At 57.0% G+C, this 17058-nt stretch carries 12 protein-coding genes and 3 pseudogenes; 7 read left to right on the forward strand and 8 right to left on the reverse strand.

The annotated features are described in order from the left end of the window. The first annotated feature begins 331 nt into the window (after positions 1–331). Positions 332–1162 carry a class I SAM-dependent methyltransferase gene (locus ACR0ID_RS12335; protein WP_480605777.1) on the forward strand — a complete coding sequence of 277 codons (831 nt, stop codon included), beginning with the start codon at positions 332–334 and terminating at the stop codon, positions 1160–1162. A gap of 271 nt (positions 1163–1433) precedes the next feature. Here ACR0ID_RS12335 and ACR0ID_RS12340 read toward each other — a convergent pair whose 3' ends face one another. The 6 genes and pseudogenes from ACR0ID_RS12340 to ACR0ID_RS12365 form a co-directional block, all read right to left on the reverse strand. Then, positions 1434–2042, reverse strand: a complete 609-nt coding sequence (locus tag ACR0ID_RS12340; RefSeq protein ID WP_480606008.1) for an adenylate/guanylate cyclase domain-containing protein — start codon at positions 2040–2042, stop codon at positions 1434–1436. A gap of 33 nt (positions 2043–2075) precedes the next feature. Then, positions 2076–2333, reverse strand: a pseudogene (locus ACR0ID_RS12345) (GAF domain-containing protein); the annotation flags it as partial. A gap of 123 nt (positions 2334–2456) precedes the next feature. Next, positions 2457–3125 (reverse strand): annotated as a pseudogene (locus ACR0ID_RS12350) (IS3 family transposase); the annotation flags it as partial. A gap of 190 nt (positions 3126–3315) precedes the next feature. Further along, positions 3316–5145, reverse strand: a complete 1830-nt coding sequence (locus ACR0ID_RS12355) for a caspase family protein (RefSeq protein ID WP_480605779.1) — start codon at positions 5143–5145, stop codon at positions 3316–3318. Positions 5146–5183: 38 nt separating this feature from the next. Beyond that, positions 5184–5864, reverse strand: coding sequence for a DUF928 domain-containing protein (locus tag ACR0ID_RS12360; RefSeq protein ID WP_480605782.1), 681 nt, complete (start codon positions 5862–5864; stop codon positions 5184–5186). After that, entirely contained in the window at positions 5861–7771 is a 1911-nt protein-coding gene (locus ACR0ID_RS12365; protein WP_480519321.1) for a CHASE2 domain-containing protein, read from the reverse strand. The genes ACR0ID_RS12360 and ACR0ID_RS12365 overlap by 4 nt, the downstream gene beginning before the upstream one ends. A 441-nt stretch (positions 7772–8212) precedes the next feature. On the opposite strand from ACR0ID_RS12365, the gene ACR0ID_RS12370 reads away from it, so the two are divergent. From ACR0ID_RS12370 to ACR0ID_RS12380, 3 genes are read left to right on the forward strand one after another with little or no spacing between them, the layout of a single operon-like run. After that, positions 8213–9208 carry an HlyD family secretion protein gene (locus ACR0ID_RS12370; protein ID WP_480519323.1) on the forward strand — a complete coding sequence of 332 codons (996 nt, stop codon included), beginning with the start codon at positions 8213–8215 and terminating at the stop codon, positions 9206–9208. Beyond that, positions 9205–11898, forward strand: coding sequence for a ribosome-associated ATPase/putative transporter RbbA (rbbA, locus tag ACR0ID_RS12375; protein WP_480605785.1), 2694 nt, complete (start codon positions 9205–9207; stop codon positions 11896–11898). Before ACR0ID_RS12370 ends, rbbA begins: the two co-directional genes overlap by 4 nt. Continuing rightward, positions 11899–13014, forward strand: a complete 1116-nt coding sequence (locus ACR0ID_RS12380; RefSeq protein ID WP_480605788.1) for an ABC transporter permease — start codon at positions 11899–11901, stop codon at positions 13012–13014. 163 nt (positions 13015–13177) lie between these two features. Here ACR0ID_RS12380 and ACR0ID_RS12385 read toward each other — a convergent pair whose 3' ends face one another. Then, on the reverse strand, positions 13178–13825 hold the full coding sequence (locus ACR0ID_RS12385; protein WP_480605790.1) for a GlxA family transcriptional regulator: 648 nt from the start codon (positions 13823–13825) through the stop codon (positions 13178–13180). Further along, positions 13825–14244 carry a hypothetical protein gene (locus ACR0ID_RS12390; protein WP_480605793.1) on the reverse strand — a complete coding sequence of 140 codons (420 nt, stop codon included), beginning with the start codon at positions 14242–14244 and terminating at the stop codon, positions 13825–13827. Before ACR0ID_RS12390 ends, ACR0ID_RS12385 begins: the two co-directional genes overlap by 1 nt. On the opposite strand from ACR0ID_RS12390, the pseudogene ACR0ID_RS12395 reads away from it, so the two are divergent. The 3 genes and pseudogenes from ACR0ID_RS12395 (at position 14146) to ACR0ID_RS12405 (ending at position 16935) form a co-directional block, all read left to right on the forward strand. Beyond that, positions 14146–14963: pseudogene (locus ACR0ID_RS12395) on the forward strand (CoA transferase). The gene ACR0ID_RS12390 and the pseudogene ACR0ID_RS12395 overlap by 99 nt on opposite strands. Next, positions 14960–15727, forward strand: coding sequence for a hypothetical protein (locus ACR0ID_RS12400; protein WP_480605795.1), 768 nt, complete (start codon positions 14960–14962; stop codon positions 15725–15727). Before ACR0ID_RS12395 ends, ACR0ID_RS12400 begins: the two are co-directional and overlap by 4 nt. Before the next feature lie 38 nt (positions 15728–15765). Further along, positions 15766–16935, forward strand: coding sequence for a N,N-dimethylformamidase beta subunit family domain-containing protein (locus ACR0ID_RS12405; protein ID WP_480606011.1), 1170 nt, complete (start codon positions 15766–15768; stop codon positions 16933–16935). The last annotated feature ends 123 nt before the right edge of the window (positions 16936–17058 follow it).

Raw genomic sequence — 17058 nt, forward strand, 5'->3', positions numbered from 1 at the left:
GCAAACGAGCAAAGCCTGACAAGAAAGGCACTCGCGCTCAGTTCGGTACGCCTCTCTCTGCGCCAGCAACACGTTGTTTTTCAACAATATCGGCTCTCTGCGGACTTCGGATGCGATGCGGCATCCAAACCCTGAGTAACAATTAGCACTGCGAGTTCGGCCCAAAGGAGACATTTAGGGTACCGTTCGGATGCCGCATCGGCAGCCCGCATTGCCGCCATTCGCTGCAGGTGCGCAGTCAAAGGGAAATCGAACTGGTGGTCTGCGGGACAAACCTGACATTCGGAACTACTACGTGTACCCTATCGGCATCGATTAGGGAGGCTTCGAAATGACCAATCCCAATGAAGTCGCGCACCATTACCATTCTGGACACTTGCTCAAGAGGATTTCCGATGGTTGCGCAGCATTGGACTTGACCCCACCAATTTCCCACGACGCTTTGGCTCCGGTTGACGAGTTCCACATTGGCGGGCGCCTCGCGACCGAACCGTTTGTGAAGGCTCTCGGTCTTTCCCCCGACAGCCGGGTTGTCGATTTTGGATGCGGTCTCGGCGGTCCAGCACGATATGTCGCTGCTGCTACCGGGGCGCATGTAACTGGCGTCGATTTGACCGCTGAGTTTGTGGAAACAGGACGCGCGCTTACAGAATGGACAGGTTTGTCTGATCGGGTGCAACTCATCGAAGGCAGCGTACTTGAGCTGCCGCTAGAAGCTCAGTCAATGGACGCTGCATACATGATCCATGTTGGCATGAACATCGCGGACAAGGCCGGCATAGCGCGCGAGGCAAAACGGGTTCTAAAGCCAGGAGGCATCTTTGCAATCTACGATGTGATGCAAGTGGGAGAAGGGCAAATGGACTATCCTGCGCCTTGGGCGTCTTCATCAGATCAAAGCGCGCTTGCTCCACCTGAGACATATGAGGCTGCTCTGAAGTCTGTTGGTTTCGAGATCAGAGCCCAGATTGACCGCACTGCATTCGCTAAGCAGTTTTTTGCAGATCTGGCGGCTGCGCAAAGCCGTTCAGATGGCCCTCCAGCTTTGGGTCTTCATCTGATCATGGGCGACGACACTGCACTTAAGGTTCAATACATGGTTCGGAACATCGAACGTGGTTTGATTGCTCCAATTGAAATTCACGCGCGCTTGCCGGTTTAGAAGACCGTCCATTTGATAGTTGTACGGACTAGTCAAGCATTTCTGAACGGCAACCGTTCAATACTTAGTCGCCTAAATCAGAAATAACGGACTTTAGCCGACGGATGGCTTCCGCGGTTATACGATCCTGGTCCACAGTGAGGGTGTAGCCCTCATCCTCCTCGTGAATGATGCGGCTCTCTCGCGCCGCGGCTTCGTAGATTGCTGTTGCCGCGTAAGTGCGGATCGGATTCTGAAATCCTTTTACCTGAACCGGCTCACGCTCTTCAACCTAGAGCCAATCTTTCACCAAAGAATAGGTTTCCGCTGCCAGTAATATGCCTCCTGGATCGCACTCGGCCTCAAGCCTTGCAGCAAGGTTCACTTCTCGCCCAATCGCCGTGTAATCCATCCGATCATTGGAGCCGAAATTGCCTATTGTGCAGTAGCCCGTGTTAATGCCTATGCGGGCCTGAAATGCTCGATCAATCAAGCCTTTGCGCCGCCATCCAGTTTGCAGGTCGTTCAAGGCGCGTTGCATGTCGATCGCCATCCGAACGCAAGCGGCTGCATCTTCCTTTGCGCCCAGACTTTCGGGTTCGCCAAAATACAGCATCATCGCATCCCCAATGAACTTGTCGAAATAGGCGCCGTGTCTCTGGGCGATCTTGGACATTTCCGACAAATATTCATTCAGTAACGAGGTCAATTCCTCTGCTTCAAGCTGATCTGTAATCTCGGAAAAATCGACGATGTCGGAAAAGAAGATCGTGAGTTTGCGGCGGCGGCTCTCGATTGCCGCTTGCTGGTTACCAGCTATGATTGACCGATAAAGTTGAGGCGGCATGTACTTGGCAAGCTGTTTGGATACGTTCTCCAGGGTCTCATTCGCTTCACGCATTTGGTTCAGCAAATGCAAGTTATCCAGCGCGATGTTTGCCTGTGCTGCAAACGTCTTGAGAATATCGAATTGCTCTGTTTGCAGCTTGCCGATCGAATGCCGCAAGACGGCAAGAGCTCCAACTGTCTGCCCGCCTTGAGAAATTGGGACCATCGTTACGGCCCGAGCTCCAGACGCAAGGAAGTTGCCAGCACCAATTCGAAACTGATCTTGTGCCGCCGCGACGTCTGGCAAATCAATCGCCTTGCCATTCAAAATGACGTGGCCGTGAATAGTTTCTGGATGGAGAGGTGCTGGAAAGCGACGTCGCCAAGCCTCAACACCATTTTGGTAAAATCAGGGCTGATTTGCAGATCAGACGCCGACGGCGCCTGTTCCTGCTGATCTGCCACGTGACGAACACGGATGGGGTGCGCCTCCCCATTTCCAGTTGGGCTCGTATGCTGTGAAGTCCCGGTTCAACAGGTTCGGAGCGATATTGAAGGCGTTATTGCAGTCGGTCGTCACTTTGTATTACTTCGATCTCTCGACTCGTATGCCATTTTCACGCATCAGCCGACCAACACGACGATGCCCGACGCTCAGACCAAGTTCCTTCAACTCGTCAGTCATTCGTGGACGGTCGTAGCTGCTCAGGCTGAGACCAGATCGCTCCTGGACATGAGTCAGCACGACCACGTTGGTCCGCTGCCTTTGGCTGGCTGGGCGGCTGCGATAAGCGCGCTGGATACATGAGCTGACATTCAGAACTTGGCAAAGGCGGTTAATTGGGAATTCGCATCCATGCTCTTAGATGAAACTAAACTTCATGGCTTCTGGCTCGCGAGGTAGGTTGTGGCCTTTTTTTAGAATACCCCTCTCCTCATTGAGAACCCGGTTCTCCCGTCGAAGTCGCTCGTTTTCGCGGACGAGGTCCAGATCCTTGTCCGACACAACGCCGGCATAACGATGCGCTGGTACCCACTTGTTCAGCGTCGAAAGGCCAACACCTAAGTCTAAATCAACCCGCCGACGTGTCAGCTCGCTCGTCAGCGGAGTCTGCACTGCATCAGCACGGAAATCTTCCGTCCGTTTCAGTCCCAAAGTTCGTCTCCTTTGCTGCAATAAGTGCCATCAAAGGAGCGGCATCAAACCGCGACACGTCCAGATCGGGCTTGAGAGCGATCGGATTTCGATTGCATCGCAAGAATTACTAGCCGGGATAGCCCTTGTCTGAATCTTTTGTAGAGCTGAGCAATGCACCTGGGCTGCAATCCATTTGAACTTATCCCGGTTAGGGCAACCTGCCTTCCAGAACGACTGAACGTGCAAAGCGTCCCGACCCGTCGAACCATTGTGTAGGCACGATCTCACTCAGGTCTCGGCGTCCGTTTCGTTCATACTGAAACTGAGCGAAAGCCTTGTTGCCTTTCCCATGGGTCTTGTTCGGTTTCGATGGCAACCAGTTCGTGTAATTGACCGGCTCTCCGGTGTACCACCGCCAGCCTGTCACGGCATTTTCTTCCTTTGGGTCCTTCCGGAAGCCAAAATAGGGGCCAGCCTTGTAACTGGTGTTGGTTCGACTGTCATAGCCTTGTTCAAACAAGGCTGGATCATGGGCGATCATGCGCACCACGAATGCGTTCTCGTCAGCCGATGTCAGGGATGCAAGATCGATGCCACAGCTCTCGGCGAGGCGGCGTGCGTCGTCGATCGAGCCGGAATAAATCATGGCGATGTAGAAGCTGCCCCGGTACTTGCCATAGATGCTTTTCCGCAGCCCAAGGCACCTGAGCACTGTTATGATCTCTTCGTTTTCACCCAGCATTTCAAGGTCATCCGGCATTTGACGCACGGCAAATGGATTGCTGACAAAACTATCGTCAGCCCCATCCTGCCATTCCATTCGCAAGCTTGCCAGAACGGCCGCATCGACATGGCCCGTCGGATCAAGCCCTCGGGCCTCCTGCAAAGCCTTTATTCCCGCCCGCGTCTTCGGTCCGAACGCGCCGTCCGGCACGCCGACCTCGAAACCGGCGGTATTGAGCGCCTCTTGCAGACGCTGTTTCCGTTCGCGGTCCGGTACAAGGAAATCCTCCATTGTGGACAGGTGGCCCTGTTTCTTCAGCCAATCCGGCGTAATCTCGGCCATGCGCCCCAGAATCTCGGGCTCGACGATGGTGGCCGCCCGGTACTTGCCGGCGACCAGCGACCAGCCACGCATGGTGTTCACTTTCATCGCGGCGCTGATTGCAGTGTCACGGGTCGCAAGGGGGCGCACGGCGGCGGGTTGGGTCGTCTGGTCTGCAGGTGCCACCATTGCCACCTGTTCGACCTGTGGCACAAGGTAGATGTCTTCGCCAGGCAGTGAGCCATATGTAAATGGCTCCTGAAATCCATCCGTAAGCTCCACCACCCGATCGCGCACCCGACGAAACATTTTCCCAAGCTCCAACCCCGGCTGTTCGATATGTTCCAAAAGTGCCGTCGCATAGGGGCTGTTCCGGCCGCCCCCGTCCTGCGCCAGCGTTCCACCACGCGCGGCATAGCCCACGACAACCCCACCAGGTTCCACTGCGGCCAGCCCACGCCCGATCGACCGAGTGGCCGACGCGCGCGACATCTGCGCAACGAAAGGATTGTTGCGGCAGGCATCGACCAGAACCAGTTTCAGCCCCGGCGTATCGGCAATCGAATTCACGATTGCATCCAGACGGATGGCCTCGAAGTCGACGTCGCGGTCGCTTTTCAGGGCTGCGTTCACCGGGATCAGGTAGTTGGTGTTCTCGATCTCAATTCCGTGGCCCGCGAAATAGACAAGCGCCACATCGGCACCTGCGGCAGTTTCGGTAAAGTCCCGAAGCGCGATGCGCATACCGTTGTAATCCAGGTCCAGACCCGTGGTGACCTCGAACCCTATACGTGCCAGCGATTTCGAGATGTCCTGAGCATCATTGATCGGGTTCTCCAGACTCGAGACATGCTGATAAGCGGAATTGCCAATAACCAGAGCCACGCGTTTTTCCGTCGCCGCAAAGGCCGCTGCTGAAATGGTGCAGATCAGTGCAACGGCCAGCAGAGCGCAGCGTAGAGCCAGACCCGAAAAAGACCGGTATATCATCATGCGTCCCCCGCCTGTTTGCCGAGGGGTTGGAGCGTGTCCTATGGCAGCGAAATGCCAGCAGACCGGACAAGGCTCGCAAACCCCGCATTCCGGTTGACCCGAACTTTACCCGATAACTCGATTTCGACAAAGGGGTGCAGGGCATCGAACCATAATCCCTTGGCGGCCAAGGCCGGCACATCCTCTGCGGCGGGCTCTGGGGCGGTGACCCGTTCCACGTAAGTCGTCACCGTCGCGATGACGGCCCCCGCCTCAGGTTCCGCCAGAACCACTTTCCAGACATAAATACGCCCCGGCTCCAGCACGAGTTCCGAGCGCGACAGGTCGAGCGCGTAGAACCCTTTTCGGAACCGACCGTTGCCGGAAATACCGACTCCGTTCTGCTGCGACCCGACCGGGGCCAACTGCGCGGACATCTGGCCTGAAAAATTATCAGCCAAGTGCCAGATCAGCGGGGGTTTGCCCAATGTGGTCACGCCGCCGCCAGCCGGTGCGAGCACGGCCAGTGCTCCAGCCTCTTGCCCGACATCGCGCGTGGCAGCGCCGACGCGGTCCGCCGGGGCACCGATGGTGGGCGGAATGAAAATGACCTCGTCTGGATCAGCCTGCTGACTGCCTTCGCTTTCTTGCGCCGACAGGGAAATGGTCGAGCCCAGAAGCAGCAGCAGACCGGTTATCAAAGCGCCAAGAGTGTTTCCCGAACATGCCGGTGTCATCATTGCGATGCCCCCCTCTGTGCCGATCCTGTCAGCAAGAATAACGCAATTTCCCGCGACTTGTCGTCGTGGATAAGGTGCCCGACCAACTGAAACGTGAAATAGCGTCCAACGAGTTCTCGAAGATCAGCGCTGGCACAGATCGTGGTTGCCGACGCGCGCCTAACTTGCAACGCTTTTCCGAATGCCTCGATACGGGCTGCGATGTTCACCGTGTCGCCCATGATGTTGTATTGAAGGCTGCCCGCGCTGCCCAACGTGCCGCCCAAAACCACGCCACTATGGAGCCCGATCCGCAGACCATAAGGTGCCAACAGACCACCTTCTGCATTCAGTCTGTCAATCCGGTCAGAAATTTGCAGTGCCGTCCGGCAGGCCGCGACAGCGTCCTTCTGGATGTCCTCCTCGGTCGTTCGAGGCAGCGGCGCACCGAACACCACCAGGATTCCGTCACCGGTGAACTTCTCAATGAACCCGCCATTTTCGCGAGCGACCTGGCTCATTTCATCCAAAATCCGGCTTGTCCAGTCCATGAAGGCACCCGGTTCGGCCGAGCCGCCGACGGTCGTCGAGCCTTCCAGATCGGCAAGAAGGACACTGACGCGCAAGCGGCGGGGGCGCGGCTTTCCGCCAGCAAAAAGGATATCACGCGCGTTCCATATCTCGGCTGTGAGTTCCGGGGACAGATGATCCGAGAACAGTCTGGCGATGGCCTGGCGTTGCCGACGCGAGATGATCCCGACAGTGAGGAGCGCTAAAAGAAAGGCGGTAAACCAAGCAACCGATGTCGGAACGACCGGCAACCATATGCCACGAGACAAAAGGTTCGAAAGCGCCACTCCAATAGCGATGGCAAGGCCTGGTCCAAGTAGTATGACGGTCAGCACAGTGCGCGACAGAACCCCAGCTAATGCCCCGAACAATGCGCTGGCGAAGATTATCGCCAAGTGCGCACTTTGCCCGGGGCTGCGCATCGGTTGGCTGCGGCCCGCGGCATAATCGATTAATTGCTGGGTGGTGGCTGCATGCACCAATACGCCATAGCTGAATGGCGTCTGTGGCGGGTTGTTCAGCGGTGTGCGGAAATCGTCTTTGATCGACTTGCTGGTAACCCCGATCAGGGCGACTTTTCCTTCGATCATGTCCGCGTCTGCTTGTCCGGCGAGCAAGTCGCGGGCCAGTATGATCGGGGCCATCGGCAATGCGTTGGTGTAATCCAGCAGCACCTGATAGCCCGTATCATCTAGCCCGCGATAGCTGCCGAACCTGTCTTCCAGCCGTCGCACCGGCGTCTGACCAAACAACAGGGTCCGGGGATCGTCCGGCCAGGCTTTCAGGCTGTTTTGACCCGTGGCGCGCAGGGCCAACTGTGTGCTGAACGCCAAAGAAATGCGATCGGTGCCGCTGACCAGCAGAATACTGCGCCGGGCGACACCATCCGCGTCGACGGGGATATCAGCAAACCCCACGCTGCCGTCGTTCTGCGCAAAATCCGGCGCCTCGATGCTCAGCCCGCCGCTGTCGTTCAGTTTCACAACCCAGATCGCATTGGTCTTCAGGAACGCCGCTTCGAGTTGCTGCCGCCCCTCGATCACCTCATTGTCGCGATAGATATCGATACCGATTACAGCGGCACCTGCCGACGACAGTGCGTCGATAATATTCGCAATCTGACCATCTGAGAGGGGCCAGCCCCAGGTGCGCAAATCCTCGTCATCGACCGCGACCACGACAACATCCTGTGCCAACGCATCGCTGGCCCTGCGGTCCAAAACCCAGTCGTAATGTGCAAGCTCGGGCCGCTGCAGGTAACCTTCAGAACGAAGGCCTGCGAGGATCGTGAAAACTCCAAGCGCGGCAAGACCCGCCACGAAAAGCGCCTGCACCGGACTAAGAAGCCTTCTGTTCATCTTACAAGTTTGCAGTTGTTCGAAGGTAAATAGCAACTTACGTTCGTTGTTTTCTCAAGACCATCGGGGAGTTTGCGGGGCTGAACGCCGCTCAAACCGTGTCTTTGAGGGTGAACTGTACATGGCGGTCTTTTGAGGAACCTGCTAAAGCTATCGGTTCAGGGTCGAGAAATTGACTCCGATATCGGCCACCACTCGTTTTCACTTCAGCTTGGCTGTCAACGCGGTGCCCATTGCCTTAGTGTGCGAAGCCAGGGTTGGTTTGCATGCCATGTTGTTTCTCTTTTGTGGTAAAGTTTCAGGTCACAAAGGCTGAACATGTCCGGGACAGGGTCGCAGAGTCTTTCTTTGCCCTGACGTCGTTGGCTTGATCCAAAGCAAAGCCCACGGTTCAGCAGCAGTATAGAGGAATACCCGCAGCGAGTTTTCAGGCGGTGGATAATGAAGAAAAACTCATTGATTTTTTTTGCTTTGGCTGCGCTCGCGATGGTGGGCGTGGTGCTCTATTCCCTGGTCTCTGAAAATGGAAGCCAGTTGCCTGATGGATTTGCCCGGGGGAATGGTCGGATCGAGGCCGAGCAGATTGAAATTGCGCCGACCTTAGCCGGACGTGTCGAAAGCGTCATGGCGGTTGAAGGCGGTATGGTCGCCACCGGTGACGTGCTGGCCGAAATGGACAGTGATGAGTTGTCCGCCACGCTAGATCGTGCCAAGGCCGAAGTGGCGCTGGCGCATCAGACCAAAGTGGAAGCAGAGGCACTTGTTGTGCAGCGGAAAAGCGAACTGCGCCGGGCCGCGCAGGAGCTTCAGCGCGCTACGGCTCTTCTGACGGGGCAGAATATCTCTGAAACGGTTTTCGAAGAACGCGAAACCATACATCAGGTTGCCGCGGCGGTTCTGGGTGCCGCACAGGCGCGCGTGGCCACTGCAGAAAGCCAGATTGCGGCCGCCGAGGCCGAAGTGCGCCGTATCGAGGCGCTGATCGAAGACAGCTCGCTTTTGGCTCCGACACGCGGGCGTGTGCTTTATCGGCTGGCGGAACCCGGCGAGGTCGTTGCCGCGGGTGAACCAATCCTGACTCTGCTCAGCCTTGAGAATGTATATATGGAGGTGTTCCTGCCTGCGCGCGAAGCCGGATTGCTGCCTATTGGTGCCGAAGCTCGCATCATTCTTGACGCCCTGCCGGACTATTCCATTCCAGCCTTTGTAACCTTTGTCTCTCCTGAAGCACAATTCACACCCAAGCAGGTCGAGACTTTGGATGAACGCGAACAACTGGTGTTCCGCGTCCGTGTGCGCATCCCCGAGAATCTGGTCCAACGCCGGATTGAGCACGTCAAAACCGGGCTTCGCGGTGTTGCCGTGATCCGGATCGATCCAAACCTTGCGTGGCCAGAGGCGTTGGAACAGGGTATCCCGCCCGAGCTGTTCGAATGACGCCAGAGGCCGACATTGAGATTCGCATCACGGGTGTCACGCACCGGTATCGCAGCGATGTCGCGTTGCAGTCGGTTTCGCTTGATCTTCCCAGGGGCCAGCTGGTCGGCTTCATCGGACCGGATGGGGTGGGAAAGTCGACCCTGCTGGGGTTGATCACCGGTGCAAAAAAACTGCAAACCGGATCAATCAATGTTCTAGGTGGCTTGATCGACGACGCCGCGCACCGACGCCTTATCTGCCCGGCCATTGCCTTCATGCCACAGGGCTTGGGTCGAAACCTTTATTCTGAGTTGTCAGTACGCGAGAACCTTGAGTTCTTTTCGGGGCTTTTTGGCCAAGGGCAAGAAGAATGTGACATCCGGATCAATGCGCTGTTGTCGGCGACAGGGCTGGCGCCGTTTGAAGACCGGCTTATGGGCAAGCTTTCGGGCGGGATGAAGCAAAAGCTCGGCCTGTGCTGTGCTCTGATACATGATCCGAAGTTGCTGGTTTTGGATGAACCGACAACCGGTGTCGATCCACTCTCACGCCGTCAATTCTGGGCATTGATTAATGCCATTCGGGCAGAGCATCCCAGACTGTCCGTCCTTGTGTCCACTGCTTACATGGAGGAGGCGGAAAGCTTTGACCGAATTGTTGCAATGGACGGAGGTCGCGTCATCTTTCAAGGCAAACCTGCTGAACTGAAAGGGCAGGACCGGGATCTCGAAACCGCATACCGGCGCTTGCGGTCACACGATGGTTTTGGATTGGCGTCGGAACAAACACCTGTTCGGCAGGTCAACCCAAACCCTGTGATTTCTGCCCGAGGCCTGACACGTCGGTTCGGGGATTTCACCGCTGTCGACAGTGTCGATTTCTCGATCCATCGCGGAGAGATATTCGGTTTTCTTGGGTCAAACGGTTGTGGCAAATCCACCACGATGAAGATGTTGACCGGCCTGTTGCCAGTCAGTTCCGGAGAGGCATTGTTGTTTGGCAACCCGGTTGATGCACGTGATCGCAAGATGCGTCGCGACATCGGATACATGAGCCAGGCTTTTTCGCTCTATGGCGAGTTGTCAGTTCATCAGAACCTACAGCTTCATGCCCGGATATTTGCAATCCCTGATCGAGAGGAGCGCATATCGGAATTGACCGAACGTTTTGGTCTGACGGCCCATCGCGACACACTAGCTGCCGCGCTGCCTCTTGGAATCAAACAACGTTTGTCATTGGCGGTGGCGGTTATCCATCGTCCCCGAGTTCTCATTCTTGATGAACCAACCTCGGGTGTGGACCCCGAAGCACGCGATGTCTTTTGGGCTTTGCTGGTCGAACTTTCGCGCAAGGACTTGGTGACGATCTTTGTCTCCACCCATTTCATGGCCGAGGCAGAGCGCTGCGACCGCGTATCATTCATGCATGCGGGCCGTGTTCTGGCGGAAGGTACGCCCGCGGACCTGATCGCCGCAGAAGGCACCGGCAGCCTTGAGGAAGCTTTCATTTCAGTTTTGGAGGCCGCAGAAAAACCTGCACCTGTCGTGGCACCCAAAGTTGACTTTGTCACCAAGACCAAGGTCACCGGACAAGGTATCGGTCGTGCCCTGACTTACACACGACGCGAAGCGGTTGAAGTGGTCCGCGATCCAGTTCGTCTGGCATTTGCATTTCTTGGCTCGGCGATTTTGATGCTGGTGTTCTGCTTTGGCATATCACTCGACATAGAAGATCTTGAGTTTGCCGTTCTGGACTTGTCTCAAAGCCCGGAAAGCAGGGCTTACACGGAAGAAATATCGGGATCGCCTTATTTCAAGCAAACGCCGCCTTTGATCAGCGCCACAGAAGGGCGCAGACGGTTGCAGGCAGGGGACGTTTCGATGGTGATCGAGTTGCCACCTGATTTCGGGCGCAAGTTGCGCACAGGTGAACCTACCCAAGTGCTGGCAACCGTTGATGGCGCGATCCCCTTCAAGGGGGAAACAATCGAGGGGTATGTCGCCGGGCTGCACCAGTCGTTTCTTGACGGGCAGTCGAGGACCACAGGCGAACACGCGGTTGAGATCGCCCGTATTGAACCCCGGTTTCGCTATAACCAGAGCTTTGAGAGCATTGCCGCGATGGCCCCGGCCATGCCCGCCATCCTGCTGATCATGCTGCCTGCCGTGTTGGCTGCGGTCAGCGTCGCGCGAGAGCGCGAGCTGGGCTCGGTCGTCAATTTCTACGTAACACCGACAACGCGGCTCGAGTTCCTGATCGGCAAACAGATACCCTATATCATGATTGCCTACGTGAATTTCCTGTTGCTGGCCGCAATGATTATTTTTGTTTTCGATGTGCCGCTTAAGGGCGATCCCCTGCCTTTGGCATTGGGTGCGTTTTTGTATGTTTGGGCGACGACGTCTTATGGATTGCTGATCGCAACCATGACATCCAGCCAGGTGGCAGCGACTTTTGCCACTGCTATCGCTTCGGTCGTGCCTACCATCCAGTTCTCGGGTCTTTTGCAGCCCGTTTCGACGCTAGAGGATGGTGCGCAGCTTATCGGCTCTCTCTGGCCCTCATCCTACTTTCTGCACCTCAATGTCGGGGCCTTCACCAAAGGGCTTGGATGGGAGGCGCTCGCACCGGACATTTTGGCACTGGCCTGCTTTGGACCGGCGTTGACACTGATCGCCGCGCTTTGCCTTCGCGCGCAGGAGAAGTGAATGCAGCGATTGTCCTGCATATTCTGGCTTGGCCTGAAAGAAGTGATGAGCCTGCGTCGGGACTGGGTGATGATGGCGCTGTTGGTCTGGTCTTTCACGCTGGCACCCATGATGGAGGCAACCGGCGTAGCGACCTCGGTCAACAACGCGTCGATTGCATTTTCTGATGAGGACAATTCTCCACTGTCCCGAGCGCTTGCCACGGCATTTTTTCCACCCGAGTTCCAGCCGGTCGTACAAATCGAACCAGGTAGCGGTCCAGCGCAAATGGACGACGGAGAATTCATCTTCATAGTTGTTGTTCCACCGGGATTCGAGAAAGACCTGAGGGCAAGGCGCAAGCCTGAAATCCAAGTTCTGATCGACGCCACGGCGATGGAGCAGGCCGGGATCGGTGCCAGCTATATCACCAATATTTTGGGTGCCGAAATTCGCCGCTTTGCGATCGGTGTCGATCTTGTAGATCCACCGCTGGTCGATGTCATCCTAAGAAGCGCTTTCAACCCCAACCGTGATACCGTGCGTTTTGCCGGGATCGTTGCCCTGATCGGACAGATCATGTGGCTTACCACCATTCTGACCGGCGCTGCCATGATCCGAGAGCGGGAGCACGGGACGATTGAGCATCTGCTGGCAATGCCACTGACCCCGTTTGACATTGCAGCAGCCAAGATCTGGGCCAATGCAGCAATTGTCCTGATTGCTGCCAGCCTGTCGCTAACCTTTGTCATGCAGGGTGCGCTGGGAATTGAAATCTCGGGATCAAAAGGACTGTTCCTGTTTGGCACCGCCCTGTTTCTGTTCACCGCGACCGCACTCGGGGTTTTTCTGGCAACGATTGCGCGTTCGATGGCGCAGTTTGCGCTTTTGGTCATGCTGATCGTCCTTCCCATGCTGATGCTGTCCGGAGGAGAGACGCCGGTTGAAGGGCAGCCAGACTGGTTGCAGGTCGGGACGCTGCTATTACCATCTCGTCACTATATGGCCGCCAGTCAGGCGATTGTTTTCAAGGGCGCCGGTCTCGAAACAGTTTGGCCAGAGTTCATCTGGATGGCTTTGCTGGGCGCTGTCCTGCTGGCAACAAGCCTGATCCTCTTTCGGAGGTCTGTTGAGTAATTGAACCAAACCGGTTTGGGATAATGTTCAAGGGCGATGTCATAATGCCTCTGGGACGATTGATTAATTCATATGTGACCGAATACCCCGGCCGCCGATCAACTGTTAGAATCTCCTTCTCCCGCTTCGAAAACTTGCACGCGTCGTTTGGCAGAACCTTCAATCATCCACCTCTTCCGGGCCACATCTTTGGATCGTGTGGGAAGTTTTTGCGCAGGCTGCGGATAAGAGTGGTCGTATTCGCAAAACCGCAACGCAGAGCGATTTCCCCAGGCGCAGGATCACTGTAGCGAAACATTTCGCGGGCGCGTGCCAGACGTAGAAGCAGATAATACCCCGGTGTTGTCTGAAGCTCCGTCCAGAACAGACGCCGCAAGGATCGTTCGGACATATGAACCTGTTTTGCAAGGGCGGAGACCGGCTGCGGTGTTTCGAGTGCTCCGGACACCAATGCGACAATCCGTTTGAGTTTTGGCGACACCGCTGACGACAGCGCCTGATCTGGATAAGAGGCACCGTGCCGCCTGGAATTGTCATGCAGGAACATCGCCGCGGCGTCAAAGGCAACTGATGGGCCAAACCTGCTCCGGATAAAGTGCAGCATCAGGTCTAGGGCCGCTGCGGCGCTGCCGCATGTCCAGAAACGGCCATCCTGAACATAACGGTCAAAGAGGACATGGGTTTCGGGAAACTCCTCTGCAAACTCCTCAAGAAGTTGCCAGTGTAACGTCGCCTTCCGGTGGTTCAGAAACCCGCCCCGCGCCAACACCCATGCTCCTGTATCCGCTGCAATCACGGTTGCGCCCTGCATCAGCCGGCCAAGGCCCCGGCCACGCGCAGCGCAGCACTGCCGAATGGCTGGCCGACGACCATGCAGTCACTTAGGGGCTGGTGGCCGTACTTGATGACCCCCGCCACGGGCGGATGCGTCAGATGGGCAAGTTGGCCTGGCTGGCCGACGATCCGGGTGTGATGACCAAAACCGCTGGCACTTAAGCGGATGGATATCGCAGCGAGCTTGCCCGTGTTTTCGCGGAACCACCCCGAAATTTCAGCGTTGGAGAAGGACAAGGCGATTGGCTTGATGGGCTCAAGGTTCTGGATCTGACCAACGTCATTGCCGGGCCGACCATCGGGTCGACATTGGCCCGTTTTGGGGCGCAGGCCACACTGGTACAGCCGGTACGACCTTCGGTCGATCCGTGGAGCGCGGTGTTTTTTGGCCTGCATGCTCAGCGCGGCAAGAAGAGCATCTTGCTCGATCTGCGTTCGGAGGGCGGGCAGCACGTCTATTGGCAAATGGTCGCTGAAGCAGACGTAATCACAATGAACGGAACAGACCTGCAACGAGAAAGCTTGGGGCTGAGTGAAGCCCGGCTGACAGAGGTTAACCCGCGTCTCATCGTTGTGCAGCTTGAAGCCTGGGGCGGACCGCGTCGGGGACCAAAATCGGATCATCTGGGTTATGACGATCTCGCACAGCCGCGACCGGCGCGATGACCCGCTTTGGCGGCGGGCCGGAAACGCCCGAGGAACACGCCCATTTTGGCACGATTGATGCATTGACGGGGCATTGCGCCTGCGTGGCGCTGGGCGCCGCGCTGGAGCGGCTTAGAATGACAGGCAAGGGTGGCATCGCCCGCGCGTCGCTAGCCGCCGCAAGAGAGTTGATTCAAGCGCAGTTCATGTATCATTTCGACACGCGCGCGCCGTTTGACGAACCTTCGGGGCGAAAAACGCTTGGTTGGGGGCCGTTCTATCGCTGCTATGCCGCGTCCGACGGCTGGATGTTCTTCGCCGCACCGACCGAGGGTCACGCCGCCTTGGCGCGCGTGCCTGACCCGTCCGATCTTGCCGGCTTGGACGATACTGATCTGGACTCCGCTCTGTCCGAGCGTTTCGCGCAAAAACCAGTGCTCAGGCTTTCGCTGGGAGCTCGGTGGGTGTGACCCGCCTCGGTTCGCTGCACGACACCCGCGATGTGGGCCTTCACGCTGAAAGCACAGGCGCTATCGACATCCGCAATGCAACCTTCCGAGCCGTTCGACATGACCAGCACCCGATGGGCCGCTGGGTTGATCTGGTTGCCCCCAATGCGGTGCGACCGCAGAATGCCACGATAACCATCCCCGGCCCGGCACCAAAATACGGACAAGACACGCGCGAAATCCTTGCGCGTCTGGGTTATGGTGACACCGAGATACAACGTATGATCGAAAAAGCCGTGGCAGCTGAGAGCTGGTCGGAAAATATCTGCCAGAATAGACACATGACCCAAGACAAGTTCGGACCGGAAATCACGCCACGCACCCGTGCAAAGGCGCGCCATATCCTAGATCATTATTACATCGGCCCGTCCCGAAATGATGCGGTTCTCGAGATCTGGGGATATACCCCAAAGATGAGCTATGCCCCCGGAGATCGCGTGGCACTTCATGTGTCGACCACGGCGCGTGAATGGGATCTTGAGATCGGTCGCGACGGGCTGGTCTATCAACCACTCCTGACCGAGACGGGTTTGCCGGGGGTGTATCACCCCACGCCGGAGGATTGCTCGGTCAAGGGTTGTGGCTGGCCCGAGGCCTATGGTTTTTGCATTCCCGAAGACTGGGCGCCTGGCGGCTACCCCGTCACCTTCTGCGCCCGCAGTGGCGACGAGATGGTCGAAGAGCATCACATCATCCTTGTAAGAAGCGCCCCTGAATCCTTGTAAGAAGCGCCCCTGATGCCACGCCATCACCCTATGTTCTGATTTGTGCCACCGGCACATGGCTGGCTTATAACTGCTGGGGCGGCTCGAACCATTACGAAGGCATCACCGGTCCCGAAGGTAACGCCTTTTCCCCGGTTCTTTCGACCCAGCGACCCTGGTCGCGCGGGTTTTGCAGGCTGCCTGAAGGCGCCCCGCGGGCGCTGCGGGAAAAGCCGACCAGACCGGGCGAAATGGTGCGCTACCCCTATATGGAATGGGCTTACGCTTATGGCTATTCCAAGAAATACGCCTCGGCTGGGTGGGCCAGCTATGAACGCTATTTCGCCCGTTGGGCCGAGGGGGAAGGCTATGATTTCGACGTGATCGCGCTGCATGATCTTGAGCACGACCCGAAGCTGCTTGGCCAGTATGCCTGTGCCGTGTTTGTCGGCCATGACGAAAACTGGAGCGCGATTATGCGTGATGCTGTTGACGCCTATGTCGATGGCGGTGGCAACGTTGCACGGTTTGCCGGAAACTTCCTGTGGCAGACCCGGATCGAAGACGAGGGTCACACGCAGATCTGTTACAAGTATATCGCGGATCAGGACCCGCTTATGGGCAACGAACAAGAGCACCTCGTCTCGGGTGCCTTCGAGGTCGCACCAGTTGACCGCCCGGGTGCCTTGACATTCGGAGTTAACGCTCTGCGCGGTGTTTACGCCGGTCTTGGGAATTGCGTTGGCGGCGGCGCAGGCGGCTTTACGGTCTACCGCCCCGACCATTGGGCATTTGACGGAGTCGGGGTCGGCTATGGCGACATTTTAGGCGCGCACGCCCGGATTTTTGGCTATGAGGTCGATGGTCTGGATTACCGTTTCGAAGACGGTCTGCCATTTCCCACCTGTACCGACGGCGCTGTTCCAGAGATCGAGATACTTGCCATGGGGCTTGCCACCAATATCGAGGCAGATCACGGGGTCTGGGGTGAAACGCTCTACATCGGTGCCGACGATGCGCGGTTCAAGGCGCAGGTGCTGTTCGGCGAAGTCACGCCCGAGACGCTCGACACCTGTAAACGTGGCAATGGGATGATCATCTCGTGGCGTCGCGGCAAGGGTCAGATCTTTACAGCCGCAACCTGCGAATGGGTTGCCGGGCTGATCCGCCGGGACGAGCAGGTAGAACAGATCACCCGCAATGTGCTCGACAGGTTGGGAAAGGGTTAGGTTAAGTGCTCAAATGAAGGTTGGGGCGTATTGCCTTTCCAAAGAATTACTTGTTTCGCGGATACATGACCTTCACGTTTACTACCGGCAAGTGATGCGGTGACTAACAACTCGATCAGACGA

It is taken from the genome of Ruegeria sp. AL2 (assembly GCF_056540845.1).

Bases quoted from the DNA above. Each gene is read 5' to 3' on its own strand.
- ACR0ID_RS12355 (WP_480605779.1), bottom strand. From the start codon at position 5,145: ATGATGATATACCGGTCTTTTTCGGGTCTGGCTCTACGCTGCGCTCTG.
- ACR0ID_RS12335 (WP_480605777.1), top strand. From the start codon at position 332: ATGACCAATCCCAATGAAGTCGCGCACCATTACCATTCTGGACACTTG.
- ACR0ID_RS12370 (WP_480519323.1), top strand. From the start codon at position 8,213: ATGAAGAAAAACTCATTGATTTTTTTTGCTTTGGCTGCGCTCGCGATG.
- ACR0ID_RS12385 (WP_480605790.1), bottom strand. From the start codon at position 13,825: ATGCAGGGCGCAACCGTGATTGCAGCGGATACAGGAGCATGGGTGTTG.
- ACR0ID_RS12390 (WP_480605793.1), bottom strand. From the start codon at position 14,244: ATGCAGGCCAAAAAACACCGCGCTCCACGGATCGACCGAAGGTCGTAC.
- ACR0ID_RS12340 (WP_480606008.1), bottom strand. From the start codon at position 2,042: ATGCGTGAAGCGAATGAGACCCTGGAGAACGTATCCAAACAGCTTGCC.
- ACR0ID_RS12365 (WP_480519321.1), bottom strand. From the start codon at position 7,771: ATGAACAGAAGGCTTCTTAGTCCGGTGCAGGCGCTTTTCGTGGCGGGT.
- rbbA (WP_480605785.1), top strand. From the start codon at position 9,205: ATGACGCCAGAGGCCGACATTGAGATTCGCATCACGGGTGTCACGCAC.
- ACR0ID_RS12360 (WP_480605782.1), bottom strand. From the start codon at position 5,864: ATGATGACACCGGCATGTTCGGGAAACACTCTTGGCGCTTTGATAACC.
- ACR0ID_RS12380 (WP_480605788.1), top strand. From the start codon at position 11,899: ATGCAGCGATTGTCCTGCATATTCTGGCTTGGCCTGAAAGAAGTGATG.